The sequence below is a fragment of the Pseudomonas sp. PH1b genome (assembly GCF_000633395.1).
GTDB lineage: Bacteria > Pseudomonadota > Gammaproteobacteria > Pseudomonadales > Pseudomonadaceae > Aquipseudomonas.
Map to the genome: position 1 here is coordinate 23,880 of NZ_AYMU01000018.1, position 22,990 is coordinate 46,869.

Genomic DNA, 22,990 nt, shown 5'->3' on the forward strand with positions numbered 1-22,990 from the left:
ATCGCGGCTGAGTAACCCGTCATGGATATGTTGGCAGCAGCGCGTCTGGGGGATGAGATCGCCCATGGTTTTGGTGTCGCGGCGATGGTGGCCGGGGCCGTTGTCGGCGCCCTGATCGGGGCCGCCGTGGTGGCCGCGACGGTGGCCACCGGTGGGGTGGCAATCGCCATCATCGCGGGCTCGGTGGCCGCGGGCGGCCTGTCGATGTTCCAGATCGCCAAGGGCCTGAGCACCATCTTCAACCTGCCCGAACCCGGCACGGGGGTGTTGGTGGAGGGCAGCTTCAACGTCTATATCAACCTGCGCAATGGCATGCGCGCAGGGCAGGACAGCTCGTCCTCGTGCAGCGGCCTGCCGCTGAACCACCCGATCTGGCCATTCCCGGTGCTGATCGCCGAGGGCAGCGCCAAGGTCACCATCAACGGCAAGCCGGCTGCGCGGTTGCAGAGCAAGATGGTCTGCGGCGCCCATATCAAGACCGGCAGCCACAACACCTTCATCGGCGGCCCCACGGTGCAAGTGGCCTTCGTGCTGGATATCGAAGGCTGGATGCACACCGGGCTCGAGGCCCTGGGGATCGCCGCGGCAGGCGCTGCACTGGTGATGGCGGCCATGGCCGGTTTTGCCGCCTTTGCCGGGGCCGTTGCCATCGGCGGAGCGATGATGGGCGGCATGGAGTTGCTCGGGCAACTGGGCGATCGCCTCGGCCCGGGTTATCGCGACCTGCTCCAGGGCATGGCCGGCATGGCGATGCTGGGCCTGGGGCCGAAGATGGCCAAGAGAATCGAGCCGCCCAAGTTCAAGCCGGGCTTCAGCGAGGCCGACATCCTCGGCATTCCCAAGGGCTCGCGCCCGGACCCGTCGGAATACCTGACCCCGCAATACATGTCCCGGCACCTGGCGCAGTTCGACAAGGGCGCCTCGCGATTGATGCCCAAAGGTAACCTGGACAAGTACGGCATCGCTCAGAGGGATGGCACTTCGTTCATAATGCCCAAGCATGAGGTTGACCAGCTCCTGGCCCGCACCAAGGGCAATAACCGCGCGCTGGAGGAGGCCCTGGGCCTTCCGGAAAAATTCCTCGAGACCGGCGAGTTGGTGCGCATCGACCTCCCCGCACCCAAGGACATGGGCCTGCGCATTCCTTCGGGCAATGAGGCCGGGGCCAACGATTTCTGGATCCCCGGCGGCAAGCTGCCCAAGGGCACCAGTGAAGCGGTGATCGATGCCGGCGGGGTCAAGACCAGTGACCTGGATTGGAAAATACTCAAATTCTAAGGACCGACATGAAATTCAACGATCTGTTTGTAAACCGTGAAGAGATGTTCTCGATGGGCATCGAGGAAGTCTCCGGCCAGTACTACGTCTCCTTCCCGGTCAGCAACGGCATGGTCGACTACGAAGAGTACTACGCCATCGATCGGGCCACCTTCGAGTTGTTTGAGCAGGACCTGCAAGCGGCGCTGGAGTTTGTCACCCGCGCCAGGAAGCGCGAGCTGGATCAATTGCTGATGATGAAGCCGGGCAATAATCGCGGCACGGCGATCTGAGCTCAAGCCCGGCTCGTCAGCGCCGCCGGCTCAGGCCAGCGGGGCCTGGAAAACCACCTTGCCAAAGCGGTTCTTGACGCTGTAACCGCTGTCGGTCACTTCGGCCGTCTTGAAGAAATCGCGGCGGTCGATCAGCCCGGGCAGATCGTTCATGCAGATCTTTTCCGCCGCCTCTGCGCCGGGCCGGGTGACCTCGCAGTACCAGGCTTCGCCGACGGCTGAATCAAGGCGTCGGAAAATGTCGAAGCGGGTTTTTCGGTCCTTGCTGCTTTTGCTCAATTTCTTGATCGGCAGGGTCAACTGGAACTGGGCCTGAGCGACGGCGTCGGCGGTGGCGTTGATCGCGTCGACCGCTTGTGCATTCTCGCCTTTGCGGGTGGCAATCGCGATCAGGTTCTGTCGCAGCAGCTCCAGCAACTGGTTGTTCTGCGTGGCAGGGTCCTGGGCCAGGAAGTGCTTGAAGTCGAAATCCTCGATGAACACGCAGGTGACGCCCAGAACGTTGTCGAACGCCTCTTCATCTCCTTGCGGTCCCAGCGCTATGGTTACCTTGCTGCTGCCGTTGACGTCGATTTTCGGCAGCAAGGCCATGAAGATTTCAGTGAGGGGGTGGCTCAGTTGGCGAAGGCGGGTGCCTACCGTGCGTGGGGCCGCATCACTTTCTTGAAGGGTCAGCATGTTGAGTGTCATGGGGTGTTCGCTGTGCGTTCTAGCGGTTGTCTGGCGTGCCGTATAGTTTCGTGTAGCCATCTCGAGTGTCAACTTGCGTCACCGGCCTCTTGTGGATGCTCGAGGGCGATTTACCGCTGTTGCGGGCACCATATTTGTCGGTGATTTTCTGCTCGGTGGCCTTGGCCTGGACCCGGGTCTTGTTCTTCTCCACGATCACCGCCTTGTAACGTCCCGGCACGGGTTTGTTGAGTGCGGCCAGCTGGGTGTTCGCCCGGGGGGAGCTGCCGTTCTTGTTCAGGGGCTGGCCGCTGATCCCCGGTTTCATCATCTTCCCTGTACGGGTATCGACGATCACATACACGTGGTTGGGCTTGGTGCTCGAGTTGCTGTTGCCATGGACTTTGCCGCCGGCGCCGCAAGGTGCCAGGCCCAGCGGGTCGATCCAGCCGAAAGGGTTGTCGGCGTAGGTATAGGCATTGATGCCACCGCCCAGGCCAATTGGATCCGGGGTGGTGAAGCGTCCGATGTCGGGGTCGTAATAGCGCAGGGTGTTGTAGTGCAGGCCGGTTTCCCGGTCCAGGTACTGACCTTGGAACCTGAGGTTCTGTTCCTCGATGTAGTAGGGCTCGCGCACCTCTTCCACGGTGTTGCCCCAGACGTGGTAGCGAGCGCGCCAGACGCTGTGACCCTGGGCTTCGGTCAGCTGTTCGGGTTGGCCGTTGAGGTCATTGTGGTAATAACGGACCTTTTGCGCGCCAGCCTCGCCGTCAACGCGGGCCAGGGGCTCGTATTCGTTCTCGTCGCTGTAGATATACAGGCTGCTCTGGGAGTGCTTGTGCTCTTGCAGCAGGCGCATGCCTTCCCAGGTGAAGCGGGTGTCGCCCAGGGGATAACCCTGCGGATCATGGACGCTTTTAAGGATGCGTCGCCCCAGTGGGTCGTAGCTCATCTGCACCCGGGTTTCACCGCCGGGGCCCTGGTTCTGAACTTCCACCAGACGGTGTTCGGCATCGTAGCTAAAGCGCTGTACGCCTCGCTTGCCGCTGCGCTTCTCACTCAAGCGCCCGAAAGCATCGTAGCGATAGCGCTTGTCCTGATAGGTCAGCAGCAGGTTGTGGCGCACCCGCCCAGCACCTGCCTGCGGGCCGTCGAGCAGGTTGGCGGCGGCGTCGTAGGCGAAGGTTTCATTGTGCCCGTGCAGATGCCCCTGGCTGGCGATGATGCGCCCACTGGCGTCATAGCCCAGCAGGTGTTGATCCTGGCCGTTGGCGTGCCGGTCGGTACGCCCGATCAGCTGGTCGCCGGGGTCGAATTCGAAGTGGCGCTGGGCGCTGGGTGGCAGTGCCGCGAGTGTTTGTGCCGGGCGCCTGACCCGTGAGCGCAAGCGACCGCAACGGTCGTATTCGCTGTGGGTGCTGATCTGCCCCTGGGTGCGCAACACTTCGCGATGCAGGCGGTCGCGCTCGAAATCACTGATCACCAGGCCGTCAAGATTGATCTGGTGCAGGTGGCCACTGCCGTAATACAGCCGGTTCAGTTGGCGGCCGTCCGGCAGGCGGGTCTGGACCAGGTTGTCGAGTTCGTCGTAGTGATGCTCAAGACTGCCCGCTGCGCTGCGTTCTTCCAGCAGGCGGCCGAGGGCATCGTAGGCGAAGCCCAACTGTTGCTGGCGCCCCAGGGTGTCGGTGAATTCTACGGCGGTCAGTTGGTCCAGCGGGTCGTAGCGGTATCGGGTCACCCCGTCGTCGGTGATCTTGGCGATCAGGCGCCCTACCGGGTCGCGCTGCAAGTGATGAATGATCGGCGCCGCAGGCGTTGATTCCGCTGCCAGCCGGTGGTCGCTGTGGGGTGTCGGCACGAACTCGATACGGGTCGGGTTGTCCAGCGGGTCATAGGCGTAACGCCGGGCGCCGCCATCCAGGTTCTGTTGCGCGATCAGGCGATCGCCGGCATCCCAGGAAAAGCCATAGCTCTCGTCGTTTTCGTTGCTCAGGGCCAGCAGGCGCCTGTAGCTGTCGTAGCTGAAGCCGACACGCCGGCCCAGGGCGTCGGTACGCTGCTGGACCTGGCCGCGAGTGTTGTACTGGTAGCCCGTGGCATGGCCGGCGGGGTCGATGTAGGCGGTCAACTGGCCGCTGGCATCACGCTGGAAGCGTTCTATGCGGCCGTCCGGCAGTTGGCTTTGCAGCAGATAGCCATTGGTATCGTGTTCGTAGGTCTGGCGCTCGCCCAGGGCATTGGTCACCACTTGCAGGCAACCGCGACGGTCGTAGCCGAAGGTGGTGGGTAGGCCCGAGCAGTCGACATGCTTGACCAACTGCCCGGCGTCATTCCAGTGCAGGTGTTTGCTCTTGCCGCTGGCGTCGATCACTTCCACGACCAGGCCCCGGGCGTCATGGCGGTATTGGGTGACCTGGCCCAGGGGGTCGGTTTCGCGGATGCGGTTGCCCCGTTGGTCGTACGCGTAGCTCCAGCTGCTGCCTGCCGCATCGGTGTGCACCAGCGGCAGCGACCAGTGCTCCAGCCACAGGGTGGTCTCGGCACGACCCAGTGGGTCGGTGGCCGAGCACAGGTTGCCGGTCTCGTCATAGCCAAACCGGTATTGGCCGCCTTGGGGATCGGTGGCGCTCAGCAGCTGGCGCTCGTCGTTCCACTCGAACTGCCAGGCCAGGCCCAGGTTGTCGATGTATTCGGTGATCTGCTGCTGGGCGTTCCAGCGCCGCAGGCTGGTGCGCTGCAAGCCGTCGCGAATGCGCGTGGTACCGGCCTGCAAGTCATAGTCGAAGCAGTAGTCGGCGCCGTCATCGGTCCAGTGCCGGACTACCCGCCATTCGCGCTGGTCGATGCAGGCCCATTCATAGAAGCAGCGCAGGCCGGTGGGCAGCCGGTGTTCGGTCATGCGCCGGCCAGCGTCGTAGGCGAAGCACCGTTGCAGCTGGGCATTGGCGTCGTGCACCGCGGCCAAGTCACCCTGGGCATCGTAGTCGTAGCGCACCAGTAGCTCGCGCTGTTGGTCGGCGTAGAGGCGCTCGATGCACGCCACTCGCCGTGGCCACGTGGCGCTGTAGGTCAGCGCGATCCGAGTCAGTTCGTGTGCATCGTGCAGGCCGCTGATGCGCCCCGATTCGTCGTAGTCGATATGGATGCGGTTGTCATTGCGGTCCCCCAGCAAGCCGAGACGCAACCTCGACGGTTGGGCCGGGCTCGGTTCGAACAGGCGATACAGGCCATCTTCGCTTTCGATCAGCAAGCGCCCATCGGCGTTGTGCTTCACGCTCAGCCCTTCCCCCGGGCAGAACACGGCAGCGCCCGGGGCAACCCAGCCCATGTCGATACGCCGGCCCTGCTCGTCGCAGTAGATCAGGCGCTGGGTACCCTCGTGGGTGTCGATCTCCACGCTGATTTCATAGGGCACGCTCCAGCCCGCGCCGAACAGCCCGTCGCGGCGCAGGTCATGGCTGTTGTAGAAACGCTGCCAGTCGATGGGCAGGAGGCCGGGGAGCACGAAATCCAGGTCCTCGTCGTCCCCCAGCACCTTGGCCCCGGTCGCCGCGTGCACCGGGTTCGGCGAGCCGGCGATGGCCCGGGTCAGGGCGTTGGTCGCCTGGCCCACGACAAAGGAGTTGACCCCCGCCATCAGCATGCACGGCAGGTTGCTGAGGAATTTGCCCTTGCCGCCCTTGAGCATCATCAGCACGCTCACCGCCAGGCCCACCCCCGGGGTCTTGCCGCTGCGGATCTCGCGCACCACCACCGAGCCGCCGCCGATGGTCACGTCGGGGGAGATCGGGCCGGCGGACACCACCTTGGCGTCGCAGGTGCTGCGATCACCGCTGCGCACCGCGGGCTGGCCCTCGATGCTGACCTTTTCCGAACCCTCGGCCAGGTACTGCAAGGGCATCGGCGGGTGCTTGGTGCAGGTCACCAGGTCCTGGTCCTTGGGCTCGGAACCCGGAGCCGGGGAGGCCACGGTGGGGCGCCACATCTGCGAGAAGAACGCCTTGGCCATGTCGAGGAATCCCGCGTCCTCCTGTGGAGTCGCCGAGGGCGTGTCAGTCGCCTCGCCTTCCTCGGCGCCGTCGCCGCTGATCCGCGACGGCGGCGCAGTGCCGGCGGCGCGGGCCGCCGGTTTGTGGTTGGTCAGGACCTTGGTCGAGCCACTGGCGATGGTGGCCTGGATCGAGGGCGGGAACAGGGCGTTGCCGATGTCCTCGCATAATCCGCTGAGTTTCTTGTCGGCCCCGGTCTTGCTCATCACCACGCCGACCACCACGCCCACCACCAGCCCCAGCACGCAGGCGCCAAGGCCACCGGTGGCCACGGTGATCCCGGCTGCCGCGGCCACCGCCATGGTCGCCAGGGCGCCGATGGCTACGTTGGCCGCCACCTCGAGCACACCGCCGAGGATGTCGGCCATCATCGAGGTGTGTTCCAGCCCGTCGCCCAGCCGAGCGGCCCACAAGGCGTCAGACATGGCTCAACCCAGGACCAGGGTGTTCTTGATCTGTGCCCAATGGGCGGCCTCGGCGTCGCCGAGCTGCTGCGCCTTGACGTAGCTCATGGCGAGCATCTGCCGGGTGCCGGGCAGCACCAGGGCCAGTTGGTACTGGAATACCCGCTCGCTGCCCTTGCTGAACTGGCTGCGCAACTCCTGGCCGGGGATGTCCCGGGCCGGGCCCAGCAGCACAGCTTGCGGTGCCTGGTAGCGCAGTTCCTGGACTTGTTGCTCGAGCCGCTGCAGCTGGCTGGCCAGGCTGCTTTCCAGGGTCTCGCCGTCGGCCAGCAGGCTGCGGCTGACGATCAGCGAGGTCCCCAGTGCCGGGAACTTGAGGATGTTGATCGAGGCATCCTGCAATTCACTGGCGGGCAGTTGGAAGTGCATTTCGTTGAGGCGGTAGGTCATGGTGCAAGCATCCGGTTACTGGCCTGTGGCCGTGGGGAAGGCGGCTTTCACCTGGGCGCTGATGGCGCCCTGTACACCCTGGCCCTCGGTGGTGGTATCCGGACCGCCGCCGTTGTTCAGGTGCAGCACGCCGCCGGTGTTGATCTGCGCGTCGCTGGAGGCATGAACACTGATGTTGACCCCACACAGGTTGATCTGGCCGCTGGCGTTGAGCTCCAGGATGCTGGCCCCGCACACCAGGCGCAGGCGTTCGCCGACCTCGATCACATAGCTCTGGCCGACGCTGTCGAGCTTCTTCTCGCCGACCCGCAGTTCATCCACATGCTGGACGATCCGCGTGCGCTTGTTGCCGATGGTCACGTACTCGTCGTGGCCGATACTCTTGTTGCGATTGTTGCCCACCGAATGGCTTTCGTTGACCTCGACCACGATGTCCTGGTTGCGCTCGGCGTGGATGTACAGTTGCTCCGCGCCCTTTTTGTCCTCCATGCGGATTTCGTTGAAGTTGGCCGGGCTGCCGCCCTTGCTCGAGCGACTCTTCATCCCGCTCTGGGTGGCGTTGGCCGGCAGGTCGTAGGGCACGCTCTGCTCGGCGTTGTACACCCGGCCGGTGATGATCGGGCGGTCGGGATCGCCTTCCAGGAAGCTGACGATGACTTCCTGGCCGATGCGCGGAATCTGCATCGAGCCCCAGTTCTTGCCGGCCCAGGCCTGGGACACGCGAATCCAGCAGGAGCTGTTTTCGTTGGACTGGTCGTGGCGGTCCCAGTGGAAGTGCACCTTGACCCGGCCGTACTGGTCGGTCCAGATTTCCTCGCCGGACGGGCCTACCACCCGCGCGGTCTGTGGGCCCTGGACCATGGGCTTGTGGGTGCTGGCCAGGGGCCGGAAGCTCTGCTGGGCGTCGATGCAGGTCAGGCTGCTTTCAAATTGCGCCGAACCGCCGCCGGCGCCGCTTTCCAGGCTTTCCTGGACCAGGTAGTAGCGGATGCCGACGATCAGGTATTCGCGGTTCTGGTCCTGACGGCTGAAGCCACTGAGGGTAAACAGGTTGCCCACCCCCAGGCCCCGGGCATTGCCGCTGAACTCGATGCGCTCATGCAGGCTTTGCAGGGCTTGGATGCGGGTCTGGGCATAGTGCTCGCCGTCGCTGCTCTGCACGTAGGTGCCGGGGTAGTCGTACAACGGGTAGTCGCCGGCGGTGTGCGGGCGCGGCATGGCCGAGCGCACATCGATCCGCGCACTGGGGCGCTGGAAGTCGTAGTCGTTGAGTTCAAGAGAGCCGGGCTGCACCTCCTGGGCCAGGTGCCAGTCGAACATGTGGTCGCGTTCGCGCTGTTGTTCGTCCCGCGGGTAGTAGGGCACCGAGGCGTAGCCCGGCACGCTGCTGTGGGCACCGTAGGCGTCGGCCAGCACCAGCACGTGGCGGCCCTTTTCGTGGCGGAAGAAGTAGTAGATGCCTTCCTGCTCCATCAACCGGCTGACGAAATCGAAGCTGGTCTCGCGGTACTGCACGCAGTATTCCCACTCGCGGTAGGGGCGGCTCAGCGCATCTTCGAAGTCGGAAAACCCCAGGTCGCGAAACACCTGCTTGATGATCTGCGGGATGCTCAGGTTCTGGAAAATCCGGCAATCGGAGGTGCGGCTCAGCAGCCACAGCCAGGGCCGCAGCGTCACTTGATAGCTGGCGAACTGGCCGCTGTCGATGTTCTGGCTGCAACGGGCGACGATGCCGTGGAAATGGCGCTGGCCGCCGCCATCCAGCTGCACGCTCAAGCCCATGGGCTTGCCCAGCAACTGGTTGAGGTCGATGTTGGCGTCGCTGGAGGTCAGTTGCAGCTGGTAGTCGAACAGGCGTCCCAGTTCCTCGCCGCCACTCATGCTCTTGAGCAGCAGGACGTCAGGTCCCAGGGGGCAGTTGACCTGTGCCAGTCGTGTGGATTGCTGAAATAACATCATCAGTCTCGTTGAATGCGTGGTGTGCCTGGCCGGCCCCCGGTAGGAGCGAGCTTGCTCGCGAAGGCGCCAGGTTCGTCACCGTGGCGGGCGCTTCGCCGGCAAGCCGGCTCCTGCAGAGGCGCGGGGTCAGGTCGGCTCGCTGAAGTCGTAGTGCAGTTCATTGTCGCGCTGGCTGATGCGTACCCCGGCCAGGGCACGGCCTTCGAGCATGCGGGTCAGGAACTCGCGGCTCATGTCCGGCAGCAGGCTGTTGGTGAGGATGGTGTCGATCATGCGGCCGCCGCTTTCGGTCTCGGTGCAACGGGACACGATCAGGTCGATTACCTGGTCATCGAAATCGAAACCCACCTTGTGGGTGCTTTCCACGCGCTTCTTGATCCGCCCCAGTTGCAGGCGGGTAATGGCCTTGAGCATGTCGTCGCTCAGCGGGTAGTAAGGGATGGTCACCAGGCGCCCCAGCAGCGCCGGTGGGAAGATCTCCAGCAATGGCTGGCGCAGGGCCTTGGCGATCTCTTCCGGCTCGGGCACGTCCTGGGGGTTCTTGCAGACGTTGGCGATCAGCTCGGTGCCGGCGTTGGTGGTGAGCAGGATCAGGGTGTTCTTGAAGTCGATCGTACGGCCTTCGCCGTCTTCCATGACGCCCTTGTCGAACACCTGGAAGAAGATCTCGTGCACGTCCGGGTGGGCTTTTTCCACCTCGTCCAGCAGCACCACGCTGTAGGGCTTGCGCCGTACCGCTTCGGTGAGCACGCCGCCTTCGCCATAACCCACGTAGCCCGGCGGGGCGCCCTTGAGGGTGGACACGGTGTGGGCTTCCTGGAACTCGCTCATGTTGATGGTGATGACGTTCTGCTCACCGCCATACATGGCTTCGGCCAGGGCCAGGGCGGTTTCGGTCTTGCCCACTCCGGAGGTGCCCGCCAGCATGAACACGCCGATCGGCTTGTTCGGGTTGTCGAGGCCGGCGCGGGAGGTCTGGATGCGCTTGGCGATCATCTGCAGGGCGTGGTCCTGGCCGATGATGCGCTTCTTCAGGTGCTGGTCGAGGTTGAGCACTGTTTCCAGTTCGTTGCGGGCCATGCGGCCCACGGGGATGCCAGTCCAGTCGGCGACCACCGAGGCCACCGCCTGGTAGTCCACGGTCGGCAGGATCAGCGGGTTTTCACCCTGCAGGGCGCTCAGGCGCTGTTGCAGGTCCACCAGTTTCTCCCGCAGGCCGTGGCTGGCGTCGCCGGCATCACTGTCCACCACGCCGACCTGCTCGCGCAGTTGGGCGCGGGTGGCCAGCAGCTCGTCCACCAGGGTCTTCTCCTGGGCCCAGCGGTCTTCCAGTTCGGCCAGGCGCTCGCGCTCGGCGGCCAGCAGGTTCTCGCTGTTGACCTGGCGGTTGCCGATGGCCACGCCGATCGCCAGTTCCCGGGCGATGATCTGCAGCTCGGTTTCCAGGGCCTCGATGCGTCGGCGGCTGTCATCCACTTCGGCCGGCACTGCGTGCAGGCTGATGGCGACCCGGGCGCAGGCGGTGTCCAGCAGGCTCACCGACTTGTCCGGCAACTGGCGCGCCGGGATGTAGCGGTGGGACAGCTTGACCGAGGCTTCCAGGGCTTCGTCGAGGATCTGCACCTGGTGGTGCTGCTCCATGGTCGAGGCCACGCCGCGCATCATCAACAGGGCCTTGTCTTCCGACGGCTCGGCCACTTGCACCACCTGGAAGCGCCGGGTCAGCGCTGGGTCCTTCTCGATGTGCTTCTTGTACTCGGCCCAGGTGGTGGCGGCCACGGTGCGCAGGGTGCCACGGGCCAGGGCCGGCTTGAGCAGGTTGGCCGCGTCGCCGGTGCCGGCGGCGCCACCGGCCCCCACCAGGGTGTGGGCTTCGTCGATGAACAGGATGATCGGCTTGGGCGAAGCCTGGACGTCCTCGATGACCTGGCGCAGGCGCTGTTCGAACTCGCCCTTCATGCTGGCGCCGGCCTGCAGCAGGCCGACATCCAGGCTGCGCAGTTCGACGTCCTTGAGCGCCGGCGGCACGTCGCCGGCGACGATGCGCAGGGCGAAGCCTTCCACCACCGCGGTCTTGCCCACCCCGGCCTCACCGGTGAGGATCGGGTTGTTCTGCCGGCGGCGCATGAGGATGTCGACCAGCTGGCGGATCTCTTCGTCGCGGCCGACGATCGGGTCGAGCTTGCCGCTGCGGGCCTGCTCGGTGAGGTCGACGGTGAAGCGCTTGAGGGCTTCCTGCTTGCCCAGGGCGCTGGGGGCCATGGCGCCGCTGGCTTCGCCGGGCACTGCGCCGGCATTGAAGCCGTCGCTGGCGCTCAGGGCGTTTTCCGGCGAGTCGCCGACGTATTCGTCAAAGCGCTCGCTCAGGGCCTCGACCTTGATCTTGTCGAACTCCCGGGACAGGCCCAGCAGCGCGTGGCGCAGGCTCGGGGTCTTGAGGAGGCCGATCACCAGGTAGCCGGTGCGCACCTGGCTTTCGCCGAACATCAGGCTGCCGTAGACCCAGCCGCGCTCCACCGCTTCCTCGACGTGGGACGACAGGTCGGTGATCGAGGTCGAGCCCCGGGGCAGGCGGTCCAGGGCCTCGGTCAGGTCCTTGGCCAGGCGCGCCGGCTCCAGGTTGAACTGGCGGATGATGCGGTGCAGGTCAGAGTCCTGCAGCTGCAGCAACTGGTGAAACCAGTGGGCCAGTTCCACATAGGGATTGCCCCGCAGTTTGCAGAAGACCGTGGCGGCCTCGATGGCTTTGTAGGCAACGCTGTTGAGCTTGCCGAACAGTGCCGCGCGACTGATTTCACCCATGCTCTGTGCTCCTTGGTGTACGTGAGGTAGTGGCCTGATCGGCGTAGTGCCGGGCCAGTATTAGATCCTTGGCATCACTGCCGGGTTGGCCGAGCCAGGTGTTGAAGCCCAGGCGCTGGCGGCCGTTGAGTTGCAGCCTGGGCACTTCGTCCTTGAGCAGGACCAGGTTCAGGTCCCAGTCCAGTTCGTGCCCCAGGTATTCGGCGACCCAGGCCACCAGCTCCTTGAACTGCTGACCGTCGGGCAGCATGCCCAGGTAGTCGTCGAGCTTGAGCGGACCCAGGCAGATGCGGAATTTGTGCTGGCGGTCCCAGACGTGGCTGCCCAGGCAGAAATCCACCCCCAGTTGGTGTGCCTGGACCCCGACCCGGCTGCGCTCCGGCAGTTCCAGCCACTGGCCGACGTACTCCTCGATCGCTACCGGCAGGCCGAAATACTCGCTGATGATCGCCCGCAGGCCGTCGGGGTAGCGGGTCTGGGCCGCGAGGTGGCCGCTGTAATGCAGCTTGGCGGTGTCGGCTATCAGCCCCTGCTTGAGCAGGCTGGGCATGCCTCGGCCACTCAGGGCCGCCAGCCGCGCCGACCAGTAGTCGTCGTCCGGGCGGTCATGGCTGACGGTCGGCCGGGCCTCGGCCCAGGCCCGGTAGAACAGGCTCAGCAGGCGGTGGTGGAAGACATCGAGAAAGCGCTTGCTGGTGCTGTCGGCGTTGTTGCGCTGGCGCTCGCGCACGTATTCGGTGAGGTGCAGCGGCAGCGGTCCGTTGGGCCCGCCGAGGCCGAAGAAGAACTGCTCCAGGCGGGTGCTGGCGCCCTCGTTGCCGGGGGTGACCGAGGCCAGGGTGGCGGGGGCGAAGGTGCAGTCGGCCTGTTGCCCCAGGCGCAAGGGATCGTCCGCCAGGCGCAGGGAGTGCCCGAAGCGCGGCAGTTGCGGCGACAGGCATTCGATACGCCGCAGGGCCTGGAAGAAGTCGTACTCCCAGGGCTCGGCGTGCATCGCCGCCAGCGTATTCAAAGAGTCGGACGACGTCCGGGCTTGGCTTTCCATCGCATGATCTCGCCGCGTTCGGTGGTACGGATCACCGTCTCGGTAAAACTGTTGATCGACACGTAGCGTGCCAGGAAGCGCTCGAACACGGCGCCGAGCAGGAACACCCCGGTGCCGCGAAACGCGTTTTCATCGAATTCCAGGGTGATCTCCAGGCCACGGCCGAAGACGATCGGCCCGGGCATTGGCAGGCGCCGGGTCACCGCCTTGCTGCTGACTTCGCGCAGGCCTTCGATCTGCAGCTGCAGGGCCGCGTCGTTGCTGTCGCCGTACAGCCGCAGCAGCTCGCGCAGGGCCGCCGCGCCCTGGCCCTGTTCGCTCAGGGACAGGTAGTTCAGCGACAGCTGGCTGATCAGCCGCCAGGCCTTGCCGTCGTGGGCATGGCTGGGGCGCGGCCGGCTCGGGCCGGCCAGGCAGCGAATGGCCTGCACCGGGGCGCTGTCGGCCAGGGTGAAGTCGGTCTTGCCGTTGCCCACGTTCATGAACAGCGGCAGGTCGCGGTTGGTGCACAGGGCGCTGACCCCGAGCTGGCGCAGGTCGTGGCGATAGGGCGCCTGCTGGCTGTCCACCAGGCTGACGAAGGATTCGCTGCCGATGTAGGTGGAGCGCGGACCGTTGCGCCGCTGGTCGCTGGACAGCACCCGTGGCTCGCGGCGGACGATGTGGTAGGCCTGGTCGCGGCCGTAGCGCGACGGATCGCGTACCGCGTAGAACGGCAGGAACGGTTGCTCGGGGCCGGTGCCATGGCCGCTGATGGCGGTCAGCGAATGCACCTCGAAATCCATCGGCCGGGTGCGGTCGGCGATCACATGGTGTTCGTTGACCCGGTCGGACAGGTGGATGCGATCCAGGCGCTTGGGAAACAGGTTGATCGCCGGGGTGCAAAAGGGCACGAACTGGGACGCAGCGACACTGCTTTCCAGGCTCTGCTCGAAGCGCTCGAAGAGCACGATCAGCTCCAGCTCCTGGTCGGCGCAACGCTGTACCGCACGGCTCAGCTGGGTGAACTCGACGAACAGGAAACGGTTGGGCAGGGCGAAGTATTCCTGCAGCAGGCGGTAGCCCTGGAAAGCCTGGGGCACCACCGGCAGGGCCGCATCGCGATCGTCGAAACCCCGGGAGCGCAGGGCGTCCAGGGGCAGGCGTTCGACCCAGTCGCCGCCCGGGGCCCGGGCAAAGATCGCGCAGGCATTGCCCAGCAGTTGCTCGTAGAGGCGGAACGGCTGTTCGTCGTTGCCATTGAGGTACAGCGGCAACTCATCCAGGGCCAGGCTGTTGAATGGCAGCTCGGCGCCGGTGCGCAAGGTCAGGCGCAACCCGGCCTTGGCCTTGGGTTCGCTGGCGGCCAGGCGCCCGAGCACGGCCGCCGGGTTGCCGAAGTAGTCGGCCTGGCTGACCTGCAGCGGCCACAACGTCACCGCGTGGGCGGTGCGGTACTCGCAGCAGGTCTGGGTGTCGCGGCTCAGGGCGGCGCGCAGGCTGGTGCCGCGCTCCAGAGTGAAGCCGCTGCTCAGGGAGCCTTCGTCGGGATCGGCCTGCAGCTGCACCACGGTCATCGATGGGGTCGGCGCCAGGTAGTGCGGGTAGGCGATCTCCAGCAGGTTATGGGTGAAGGTCGGGTACTCGGCGTCGAGCTTGAGCTGCACCCGCGCGGTGAGGTAGGCAAAGCCTTCCAGCAGGCGCTCGACATAGGGGTCGGCGCAATCCATGCCCGACAGGGTCAGGCGGCTGGCGATCTTCGGGTATTCCTTGGCGAACTCCGCGGCGCTCTCGCGCACGTGGTGCAGTTCCTGGTTGTACAGCTCCAAGAGGCGCGGGTTCATGAGCGCCTCCGGGAGTCGGCATGGACCACTCGCACATGGCCCGATTCCAGGTCCATGTCGGTTTGCAGCAGCAGGCGCAGGGGCATCGGCTGGGCCCACAGATCGCCCTCGATCTCGAAACTCAGGGCGTTGTGGTTCATTTCGCCGGGGGCGGTGCGGGCACGCACCCGCAGGCTGCTGCGCAGGATTCGGGGTTCGAAGGTGGCGATGGCCTGGTGGATCAGCGCTTCCAGGGCCGGGATATCGATGCTCGAGGCGCTGTACCCGGCCAGGGCCGGCAGGCCGTAGTTGACCACCGAGGTGCCGGCGGGGGTGTGCAGGGTGGCGTCGGCTTCCAGCAAGGACGTGGTGTTCAGCAGCCAGGCCAGGTCGCGCAGCACTGAAGCCTTGAGCTGGCTCAGAGAGAGCACGCGCTTGTCCGGGCTTTCTTTCAGGTTGCCGGGTTCATCGTCGGTCAGACGATCCAGTAAAGAGGGTTGCAAGCGATCGCGGGCGGCGATGTCGGTTACCAAAGGGTTCGCTCCAGGATCGGATTGCGCAGGCATGACGTCAGGAAAAGGGGCATTGCCACAGACTCGACAACGCTCAGACCTGTAGCCGCTGCCACAGGCGGCGAGTGCCGTCTGTGGCGCGACCGCAGCGGATTAGCGCTTGGTGTTCGAGCGGATGTTCCAGCCGTACTTGATCGGGCCGCCGTCCTTGGTGCCGTCGGCTTTCTGCGGCTGGTACTCGACCATCACCTGAGCGAAGTTCAGGGTGATGTTTTCGGTCAGGCGATCATCGCTGCCCGAGCCGCCGGTGCTCAGGGAGGTGATCAGTACTTCTTCCAGGTCGATGATCATGTACTCGACCTGGCTTTCGCCGCCGGCCTTGCGCACGGTCAGGCGCACCTTGTCGATGTGCTTGCCGCTGGAGCAATGCATCATCAGGTTCGGCGAGGCCTTGTCGACGTACTTGGTCAGCGACAGGTCCTGGATGTTCACCTTGCCCGCGCCGCCGCCACCACCAACGTGCATGTTGCCGGACTGGGACATGCCCCAGCTCCAGTTCAGTACGTCGATTTCGTCCTTGTGGGCTTTGTCCATGGACTCGCCCTTGATGTCACCGATCTTGATGAAAATATCAACAGCCATGTTTTCTCCCTGTGTGGCCCTTGCCACGATGTTTCGTATATGAACCTGTAGGAGCCGGCTTGCCGGCGATGGTCGTCAACGATGGCGCCAGGCGCCCTTGAGTGCATCGCCGGCAAGCCGGCTCCCACGCGGGTTAGACGCCCTTGGCGGACGGCAACTTCGAGACCAGCCGCAGCGACACGGTCAGCCCTTCGAGCTGGTAGTGCGGACGCAGGAAGAACTTGGAGTTGTAGTAGCCAGGGTTGCCTTCGACTTCCTCGACCACCACCTCCGCCGCGGCCAGCGGGTGCTGGGCCTTGGTGGTTTCGGTGGAGTGCGCCGGGTCACCGTCGACGTAGTTGAGGATCCAGTCCTGCAGCCAGCGCTGCATTTCGTCCTTCTCTTTGAAGGAGCCGATCTTGTCGCGCACGATGCACTTCAAGTAGTGAGCGAAGCGGCAGGTGGCGAACAGGTACGGCAGGCGCGCGGCCAGGTTGGCGTTGGCGGTGGCGTCCGGGTCGTCGTATTCGGCCGGCTTCTGCAGCGACTGGGCACCGATGAAGGCGGCGAAGTCGGTGTTCTTCTTGTGCAGCAGCGGCATGAAGCCGTTCTTCGCCAGTTCCGCTTCGCGGCGGTCGGAGATGGCGATCTCGGTCGGGCACTTCATGTCCACGCCACCGTCGTCGGTGGGGAAGGTGTGGGCCGGGAGGTTTTCCACCTCGCCACCGGACTCCACGCCGCGGATCCGCGAGCACCAGCCGAAATGCTTGAACGAGCGGTTGATGTTCACCGCCATGGCGTAGGCGGCGTTGGCCCAGGTGTACTTGGAGCTGTCGGCGCCGTCGGTGTTCTCTTCGAAGGCGAAGGCTTCCACCGGGTCGGTCTTGGCGCCATAGGGCAGGCGCGCGAGGAAGCGCGGCATGGTCAGGCCGATGTAGCGCGAGTCTTCCGATTCACGCAGGGAGCGCCAGCCGGCGTATTCCGGGGTGGTGAAGATCTTGGTCAGGTCGCGGGGGTTGGACAGCTCCTGCCACGAGCCCATGCCCATCACGGTCGGCGAGGCCGCGGCGATGAACGGGGAGTGCATGGCGGCGCAGACTTTCGACAGCTCGCCCAGCAGCTCGACATCCGGTGGCGACTGGTCGAAGTAGTAGTCGCCCACCAGGCAGCCGTAAGGCTCGCCGCCGAACTGGCCGTATTCCTCTTCGTACATCTTCTTGAACATCGGGCTCTGGTCCCAGGCCGTGCCCTTGAACTTCTTCAAGGTCTTGTGCAACTCCGGCTTGGAGATGTTCAGTACGCGGATCTTCAGCTGCTCGTCGGTCTCGGTGTTGTTGACCAGGTAGTGCAAGCCGCGCCAGGCGCTTTCCAGCTTCTGGAATTCCGGGTGATGGATCACCTGGTTGACCTGGGCGGTGAGCTTGGCGTCGATGGCGGCAATGATCGATTCGATCGACTTGATCGCATCGTTGGACACCAGGTCGGTCTGCGCCAGGGCCTGCTCGGCCAGGGTACGCACCGCGGTTTCCACGGCTTCGCGGGCACGCTCGGTCTTGGGCTTGAATTCTTGCAGCAGCAGCGAGGCGAACTCGTTGGCCTGCTCGGTGGCGGCGGGTTGCGCCTGATTGTCACGCATCGATTCGGTCATGATCGTTGGTCCTGATTAAGCGTTGGGCTCGGAGTCCACAGGCTTTGGCGCACTCGCCAGGGCCTGGAGCAACGCCGGATCCTTGATGGCTTTCATGATGATTTCTTCAGCACCGGTCTTGCCGTCCATGTAGGTCAGCAGGTTGGCCAGCTGGGTACGGGCTTCCAGCAACTGGTTCAGCGAGTCGACCTTGCGCGCCACGGCTGCCGGGCTGAAGTCGTCCATGCTTTCGAAGGTGATGTCCAGGCTCAGGTTGCCTTCGCCGGTCAGTTCGTTGGGCACGTGGAAGGCCACTCGCGGCTGCATGGCCTTGAGGCGCGAGTCGAAGTTGTCGACGTCGATTTCCAGGAACTTGCGATCAGCCACGGCCGCCAGGGGCTCGGCGGGCTTGCCGGCAAGATCGGCCATCACGCCCATGACGAAGGGCAGCTGGACCTTTTTCTCGGCGCCGTAGAGTTCGACGTCGTACTCGATCTGCACCCGGGGCGCGCGGTTGCGCGCGATGAACTTTTGAGAACTTTGCTTCGCCACGTTGTGCTCCTGGTCGCTGCTGCGACGATGTTGGCGTCGGTCGGTGGTTGCCGCTGACGATACTGTTCGGCCTGTCCCGGGTTAGTCGGATTCGGGGCCGCGCAGGTTTTCAAATTGGGACATGCCGTCGGGAATCAGGTTGCGCACGATGGCCGCGAAGTCGGCGTTGACCAGGTTCTTGGCCCGGTTGAGCAATACCGGCAGCGGGCTCGAAGGCTCGTGCCGGCTGTAGTAGGCCAGTAGCCGGTCGAGGCTGCGCAGCACGTCGTCGCGACTGTTGATCTCGCCGGACACCCGCACCGCAGCCGGGGCCATAGGGGTGCCTGGGGCTTCGTCTGGCGGCGTCTCGTGGTGCTCGTCGGCGGGGATGTCGGCCCCCTGGGAGGCGCCTTGGCCCAGTACCTGCAGCGCCAGGCGCAGTGGCTGCTTGAGGGCCGCAAGGTCGACGCCGCTGGCCGAGCCCACTTGTTCGCTGACCTGTTTCTCGATGGATTCGGCTGCCGAGCGGGCGGTGCTCAAGGCGGTGCGAATGGCTTCCAGGTGCTGGGGATCGCTGTCTTGCAGGGCGCCGGCGAGGTGGTCGGAACCCAGGCTCTCGCCGGAAAAGTGTTGCAGCCCGGCGGCGTTCAGGGCCGCGCGCAGGCTGACCGGGCCGAAGGTTCGGGAACGGGTCAGGATGGCTTCGCGCAGCAGGCCGATGGTGGTGTCGGAGACCAGGCCGGCCAGGGCGTTGATGCGCACCGTGGGGTCGTTGTCGTCGTCGGCGTCCAGGCGCGGATGCAGGTCCGCCCAGTAATCGCGGAGCAGGCCGTCGATCAGTTCGAGGCTGGTGGCCAGGCCCGGCAGGCCTTCGAGGGCCAGGGTGCTTTGCAGGAGGAAATGGGTGATGCGCAGGTCTTTGCTGCGGGCCAGCAAGTCCAGGCTCAGTTGCTGGATGCTGCGCCAGTCCGGCGGCTCGGCCGGCAGGATCGAGTCGCCCATGCTGCGCTCGGGCTGACCTTGTGCGGCCCGCTCCAAGTGCAAGAAATCCGCGTCATACTCCAAGTCTTCACCACAAGGTGAAGTTGCTGAAATGGCGGCGAGCAACATCGGTACATCCACCTGATTCGATCTCCCTATCGGCCTGCAGGACAGTCAGGCAATTAATGCGCTAGTTGATTTGTGAACCCGCGCACATTTCTTGGTTTATATGGACTCACTGATATTAGTAAGCCATCATCCGTGTTCAAGAAGTTGTGCATTTTTGGTGTAGTAGTTATGCCTTGTCAAGGTAAGCTATTCGTCCCGCATGACAGTGTAATGTCGTCTTGTTAGCTCTCTGACCGAGAAGTCAGACTTGAGGCGGGGCGCAAGGCGATTGTCATTTTTATCGTTTAAATTAAGCGATTATGCTGTGAACAGCGCCGTTGAAAGGATTATTTGCGAATTTATCGGTTGAACGCGGAACTTTTTTCCTGACGCCGGTTCGCACGCGAAGTACAGCAAGGAGGCGCGATGTCGCTGTGTCTGACTATCACTAGTTATCACAAGATTACCCCCGGCCAGTGCCCTGAGAAACTAATGGATCAGGGAGTGATGGCAATTGGCCGCAGTTCCGATAATGACTGGGTACTTCCTGATCCCGAGCGCTTAGTTTCCGCTCGTCATTGCGTCATCCAATACCGGGATGGTCGTTATTATTTGACCGATAACAGCACTAATGGTGTGGAGTTGGTCCGTGCCGGCATTCGCATGCGCCGGGGTAACAGCGAGCTGCTGGAAGATGGCGAGGTTATTCGCATCGGCGATTATGAAATCAGTGCGCGCATCGATTTCAATCTGAGTCGTGCGCAGGCTGAAGCCTTTTCCGGGGACAGCGCCAACAGTTTCGAGGCGCTGATGGGGCGTCAATCGGCGCCGCCGACCCCGATCGAACCGATCTCCCTGGCGCCCGTGGCGCATTTTCAGGGGGCTTCGGCCCAGGACACTTTTCCCGACCTGTTCGACTTTCTTGCACCGAGCGCGACCCCGCCGGCCACCCAGCCAGACCACGTGCCGGCCGAGCAGCACGATTTCCGTCCCCCGGCGCCGACGGCGGTGCCGCAGCCTGTACCCCAGCCTGCGCCGCAACCGCTGGCGGCACCTGCCGCCTCGGTGATCCCGGAAGACTGGGACCTGTTTGGCGACACGCCACCCCGTTCCGCGCCGTTTCCCGAGGCGCCGCCTGTCGCACCTCGCGCTGCGCTGCCGCTGGCCGAGGTGGCCCAGTTCCCGGCCGAAATGTTGCAACCGCAACCGCAACCCCAGCCCCAGCCCGAACCGGTAGCGGTTGCAGAGGTTCCTGTCGCCGTGGTCGCCTCCGCTCCAGTGGCTCCAGTGGCTCCAGTGGCTCCGGCTGCGGCTCCCGCGGCTCCCGCTGCGGTCGCTGCCGTGGCTGCGCCAGCCACGGCGGCCCAGCCTGATCTGCTGCAAGCCTTTCTTCGGGGGGCCGGGCTGGACCAACTGCGGATCGACCCGCAGCAGGCCCAGGCCCAGATGGAGAGCCTGGGCCGCAGCTACCGGCTGATGGTCGAAGGCCTGATCGACGTCCTGCGTGCCCGCAGCAGTCTCAAGGGCGAGTTCCGCATGCAGCAGACGATGATCCGCCCGGTGGAGAACAATCCGCTGAAGTTCGCCCCCAACGTCGACGAAGCCATGCTCCTGCTGCTGCGCCACAGCAATCAGGCGTTCATGGCCCCGGACCAGGCGGTGCAGGACAGTTTCGATGACTTGCGAGCCCACCAGTTGGCGGTCATGGCCGGTGTGGAAGCCGCGATCAAGCATTTGCTGGGGCGCTTCGAACCGGGCGAGCTGGAAGCCCGCATGAGCAAGCCCGGCGGCCTGGGGAACCTGTTCAGTGGTTCGCGCCAGGCACAAAACTGGCAGCAGTTCACCGCGCTCTACAAGCAGATTTCCCAAGAGGCCCAGGATGATTTCCAGGACCTCTTCGGCCGCGAGTTCAGTCGCGCCTATGAAGAGCACACCCACCGGCTGCGCCGTTCCTGAGCGCGCCTGGAACCCCCGACACACGGATACACGGACAGCTAATACGTCATTGAGGACGCAGGATGATTCAACGATTGCTGACATTGGTCGCCATGCTGGTACTGGCGGCGTGTGCCAAGGACGCACCGCCCGCTGCCGAGGCCGCCAGGGAAGGGCCTGGAGCCACCACGGTGGAGCTGGATTTTCTCGCCGTGACCGGGCTCAACCCGGGACCTGACGGTCAGGCTACGCCAGTGCGAGTACGGCTCTTCGAGCTGAAGAACCCGGCGACCTTCATGCGTTCGGACTACTTCGCCCTGGCCGAGCGGGCGCAGGCGACCCTGGGCCCGGACCTGATCGACCAGGATGAAGTCCTGGTGCGGCCTGGCGATCGCTTCACCCTCAAGCGCACCCTCGATCCGGCGACTCGCACCCTCGGCCTGCTGGTGGGCTATCGCGAGGTCGACCAGGCGCTGTGGCGGGTCGGGGTCTACGCCGTGCCGCACAAGCTCAACCGATCGCAGATCGTCCTCGATGTTCGCTCGGTCAGCGCCGAACTCGTGGAATCCCCATCCAGCCCTGCCCAATAGGCAATCGGAGCAACCATGTCCTGGAACAATCGCGTGGTCTGGTCGGAAGGCATGTTCATTGGAACCCAGCACTTCCAGCAGCATGACCGTTATCTGGAAAACCTCATCGACGCTCGCAGCCGCCCGTTGTCGGCCGGGGCCTGGGGGTTCTCCGAGCTGCGTATCGATCAGGGCCTGCTGGCCCAGGGCAAGCTGGCCATCGTCAGCGCCCGTGGCCTGCTGCCCGACGGTACGCCGTTCAACATTCCCCATGACGACCTGGCGCCGAGCCCTCTGAGCATCGACGACAACCTGCGCGACGGCCTGGTGTACCTGGCGCTGCCCCTCAAGCGTGCCGGCGCCCGCGACACCGTGGACGAAGGCGAGGAACTGGGTGGGGCGCGCTACCTGAGCCAGGTGCGTGAGGTGCGTGATGACAATGCCCCTTTTGAAAACCGTGCCCCGGTAGCGGTCGGCTCCCGCGCCCTGCGCCTGCTCACCGCGGCGGACGGCCTGAATGACTACGCGGCCATCGGCGTGGTGCGGGTCAAGGAAAAGCGCGCCGATCGGGCCCTGGTACTGGACGACAGCTATATCCCGCCGGTGCTGGATGTGGCTGCGTCCAAGCCGCTGAGCGCCTTTCGCAGCGAGCTGCTGGGGCTGCTGCACCAGCGTGGCGAAGCCCTGGCCGGGCGGGTGGTGGCTTCGGGGGCTGGCGGTGCTTCGGAGATCGCCGATTTCATGCTGCTGCAACTGGTGAACCGGGCGCAGCCCCTGGTGGGCCATCTGAACCAGCTCAGCCCGCTGCACCCGGAGCGCTTGTACAGCGAGCTGGTGAGCCTGGCCGGCGAGTTCTCGACCTTCTCCAACAGCACCCGGCGTCCGGCGCAATACCCGCAGTACCAGCACGACGAACTGGCCCTGAGCTTCGCCCCGGTGATGCAGGCCCTGCGTGAGGCGCTGTCGATGCTGATCGACAGTAAGGCGACGCCGATTCCCATCGTCGAGAAGGCCTACGGCGTACACGTGGCGATGCTGGCGGACCGTACCCTGCTGGAGAACGCCAGCTTCATCCTGGTGGTGCGCGCCGACGTGCCCGGAGAAACCCTGCGCGGACGCTTTGCCCAGCAGAGCAAGGTGGGCTCGGTGGAGCACATCCGCGACCTGGTCAACCTGCAATTGCCGGGCATTGGCCTGCTGCCGCTGCCGGTGGCGCCACGGCAACTGCCGTACCACGCCGGCTCGACCTACTACGAGCTCGACCGTGGCAGCGAGCACTGGAAACAACTGGCTCATTCCGGAGGCTTCGCGTTCCACGTCGCGGGCGAGTTCCCGGGGTTGAATCTGGCCTTCTGGGCCATTCGAGGATAAGT

The 22,990-nt window shown here is 64.8% G+C and carries 17 protein-coding genes; 5 read left to right on the plus strand and 12 right to left on the minus strand.

Annotated elements, in window-relative coordinates:
• The first annotated feature begins 21 nt into the window (after nt 1-21).
• Complete coding sequence (locus U873_RS0124610; protein ID WP_025130781.1) at nt 22-1,278, plus strand: PAAR domain-containing protein; 1,257 nt, start codon at nt 22-24, stop codon at nt 1,276-1,278.
• A gap of 8 nt (nt 1,279-1,286) precedes the next feature.
• Nucleotides 1,287-1,550, plus strand: coding sequence for a hypothetical protein (locus tag U873_RS0124615; protein WP_025130782.1), 264 nt, complete (start codon nt 1,287-1,289; stop codon nt 1,548-1,550).
• A 30-nt stretch (nt 1,551-1,580) separates the two neighbouring features.
• Here the strand turns inward: U873_RS0124615 and U873_RS0124620 are convergent, their stop codons facing one another.
• The 12 genes from U873_RS0124620 to tssA form a co-directional block, all read right to left on the minus strand.
• Nucleotides 1,581-2,312: a hypothetical protein gene (locus U873_RS0124620; RefSeq protein ID WP_256244889.1), complete on the minus strand. Its 732-nt coding sequence runs from the start codon at nt 2,310-2,312 to the stop codon at nt 1,581-1,583.
• Nucleotides 2,260-6,696 (minus strand): RHS repeat-associated core domain-containing protein, encoded by a 4,437-nt coding sequence (locus U873_RS0124625; protein WP_025130784.1) that lies wholly within the window; start codon nt 6,694-6,696, stop codon nt 2,260-2,262. The genes U873_RS0124620 and U873_RS0124625 overlap by 53 nt, the downstream gene beginning before the upstream one ends.
• Before the next feature lie 3 nt (nt 6,697-6,699).
• Nucleotides 6,700-7,125: a DcrB-related protein gene (locus U873_RS0124630; RefSeq protein ID WP_025130785.1), complete on the minus strand. Its 426-nt coding sequence runs from the start codon at nt 7,123-7,125 to the stop codon at nt 6,700-6,702.
• A 15-nt stretch (nt 7,126-7,140) separates the two neighbouring features.
• Nucleotides 7,141-9,081, minus strand: a complete 1,941-nt coding sequence (locus U873_RS0124635; protein WP_025130786.1) for a type VI secretion system Vgr family protein — start codon at nt 9,079-9,081, stop codon at nt 7,141-7,143.
• Nucleotides 9,082-9,210: 129 nt separating this feature from the next.
• Entirely contained in the window at nt 9,211-11,886 is a 2,676-nt protein-coding gene (gene tssH / locus U873_RS0124640) for a type VI secretion system ATPase TssH (RefSeq protein WP_025130787.1), read from the minus strand.
• Complete coding sequence (tssG, locus tag U873_RS0124645) at nt 11,879-12,931, minus strand: type VI secretion system baseplate subunit TssG (protein ID WP_025130788.1); 1,053 nt, start codon at nt 12,929-12,931, stop codon at nt 11,879-11,881. The genes tssH and tssG overlap by 8 nt, the downstream gene beginning before the upstream one ends.
• Nucleotides 12,895-14,754 carry a type VI secretion system baseplate subunit TssF gene (gene tssF, locus U873_RS0124650; RefSeq protein ID WP_025130789.1) on the minus strand — a complete coding sequence of 620 codons (1,860 nt, stop codon included), beginning with the start codon at nt 14,752-14,754 and terminating at the stop codon, nt 12,895-12,897. Before tssF ends, tssG begins: the two co-directional genes overlap by 37 nt.
• Nucleotides 14,751-15,266 carry a type VI secretion system baseplate subunit TssE gene (gene tssE, locus U873_RS0124655; protein ID WP_025130790.1) on the minus strand — a complete coding sequence of 172 codons (516 nt, stop codon included), beginning with the start codon at nt 15,264-15,266 and terminating at the stop codon, nt 14,751-14,753. The genes tssF and tssE overlap by 4 nt, the downstream gene beginning before the upstream one ends.
• Before the next feature lie 132 nt (nt 15,267-15,398).
• Nucleotides 15,399-15,887 carry a type VI secretion system tube protein Hcp gene (locus tag U873_RS0124660; RefSeq protein WP_011064257.1) on the minus strand — a complete coding sequence of 163 codons (489 nt, stop codon included), beginning with the start codon at nt 15,885-15,887 and terminating at the stop codon, nt 15,399-15,401.
• A gap of 133 nt (nt 15,888-16,020) precedes the next feature.
• Complete coding sequence (tssC, locus tag U873_RS0124665; RefSeq protein ID WP_025130791.1) at nt 16,021-17,514, minus strand: type VI secretion system contractile sheath large subunit; 1,494 nt, start codon at nt 17,512-17,514, stop codon at nt 16,021-16,023.
• A gap of 15 nt (nt 17,515-17,529) precedes the next feature.
• Nucleotides 17,530-18,045, minus strand: coding sequence for a type VI secretion system contractile sheath small subunit (tssB, locus tag U873_RS0124670; protein WP_025130792.1), 516 nt, complete (start codon nt 18,043-18,045; stop codon nt 17,530-17,532).
• Nucleotides 18,046-18,126: 81 nt separating this feature from the next.
• Nucleotides 18,127-19,146 (minus strand): type VI secretion system protein TssA, encoded by a 1,020-nt coding sequence (gene tssA / locus U873_RS0124675; RefSeq protein WP_025130793.1) that lies wholly within the window; start codon nt 19,144-19,146, stop codon nt 18,127-18,129.
• Between the two features lie 393 nt (nt 19,147-19,539).
• On the opposite strand from tssA, the gene tagH reads away from it, so the two are divergent.
• The 3 genes from tagH to tssK all read left to right on the plus strand — a co-directional run bounded on the left by tagH (nt 19,540) and on the right by tssK (nt 22,988).
• The gene (gene tagH / locus U873_RS0124680) at nt 19,540-21,069 is read left to right on the plus strand and encodes a type VI secretion system-associated FHA domain protein TagH (protein WP_025130794.1); all 1,530 of its coding nucleotides are present in this window, start codon (nt 19,540-19,542) and stop codon (nt 21,067-21,069) included.
• Between the two features lie 62 nt (nt 21,070-21,131).
• Nucleotides 21,132-21,638: a type VI secretion system lipoprotein TssJ gene (gene tssJ, locus U873_RS0124685; protein ID WP_025130795.1), complete on the plus strand. Its 507-nt coding sequence runs from the start codon at nt 21,132-21,134 to the stop codon at nt 21,636-21,638.
• Nucleotides 21,639-21,653: 15 nt separating this feature from the next.
• Nucleotides 21,654-22,988 (plus strand): type VI secretion system baseplate subunit TssK, encoded by a 1,335-nt coding sequence (gene tssK / locus U873_RS0124690; protein ID WP_025130796.1) that lies wholly within the window; start codon nt 21,654-21,656, stop codon nt 22,986-22,988.
• Nucleotides 22,989-22,990: the final 2 nt, after the last annotated feature.

What these genes read in the sequence shown, in the direction of transcription:
- U873_RS0124625 (WP_025130784.1), bottom strand. Translation starts at nt 6,696, where the DNA reads ATGTCTGACGCCTTGTGGGCCGCTCGGCTGGGCGACGGGCTGGAACAC.
- U873_RS0124615 (WP_025130782.1), top strand. Translation starts at nt 1,287, where the DNA reads ATGAAATTCAACGATCTGTTTGTAAACCGTGAAGAGATGTTCTCGATG.
- U873_RS0124635 (WP_025130786.1), bottom strand. Translation starts at nt 9,081, where the DNA reads ATGTTATTTCAGCAATCCACACGACTGGCACAGGTCAACTGCCCCCTG.
- tssK (WP_025130796.1), top strand. Translation starts at nt 21,654, where the DNA reads ATGTCCTGGAACAATCGCGTGGTCTGGTCGGAAGGCATGTTCATTGGA.
- tssG (WP_025130788.1), bottom strand. Translation starts at nt 12,931, where the DNA reads ATGGAAAGCCAAGCCCGGACGTCGTCCGACTCTTTGAATACGCTGGCG.
- tagH (WP_025130794.1), top strand. Translation starts at nt 19,540, where the DNA reads ATGTCGCTGTGTCTGACTATCACTAGTTATCACAAGATTACCCCCGGC.
- tssJ (WP_025130795.1), top strand. Translation starts at nt 21,132, where the DNA reads ATGATTCAACGATTGCTGACATTGGTCGCCATGCTGGTACTGGCGGCG.
- tssC (WP_025130791.1), bottom strand. Translation starts at nt 17,514, where the DNA reads ATGACCGAATCGATGCGTGACAATCAGGCGCAACCCGCCGCCACCGAG.
- U873_RS0124630 (WP_025130785.1), bottom strand. Translation starts at nt 7,125, where the DNA reads ATGACCTACCGCCTCAACGAAATGCACTTCCAACTGCCCGCCAGTGAA.
- U873_RS0124660 (WP_011064257.1), bottom strand. Translation starts at nt 15,887, where the DNA reads ATGGCTGTTGATATTTTCATCAAGATCGGTGACATCAAGGGCGAGTCC.
- tssH (WP_025130787.1), bottom strand. Translation starts at nt 11,886, where the DNA reads ATGGGTGAAATCAGTCGCGCGGCACTGTTCGGCAAGCTCAACAGCGTT.
- tssF (WP_025130789.1), bottom strand. Translation starts at nt 14,754, where the DNA reads ATGAACCCGCGCCTCTTGGAGCTGTACAACCAGGAACTGCACCACGTG.
- U873_RS0124610 (WP_025130781.1), top strand. Translation starts at nt 22, where the DNA reads ATGGATATGTTGGCAGCAGCGCGTCTGGGGGATGAGATCGCCCATGGT.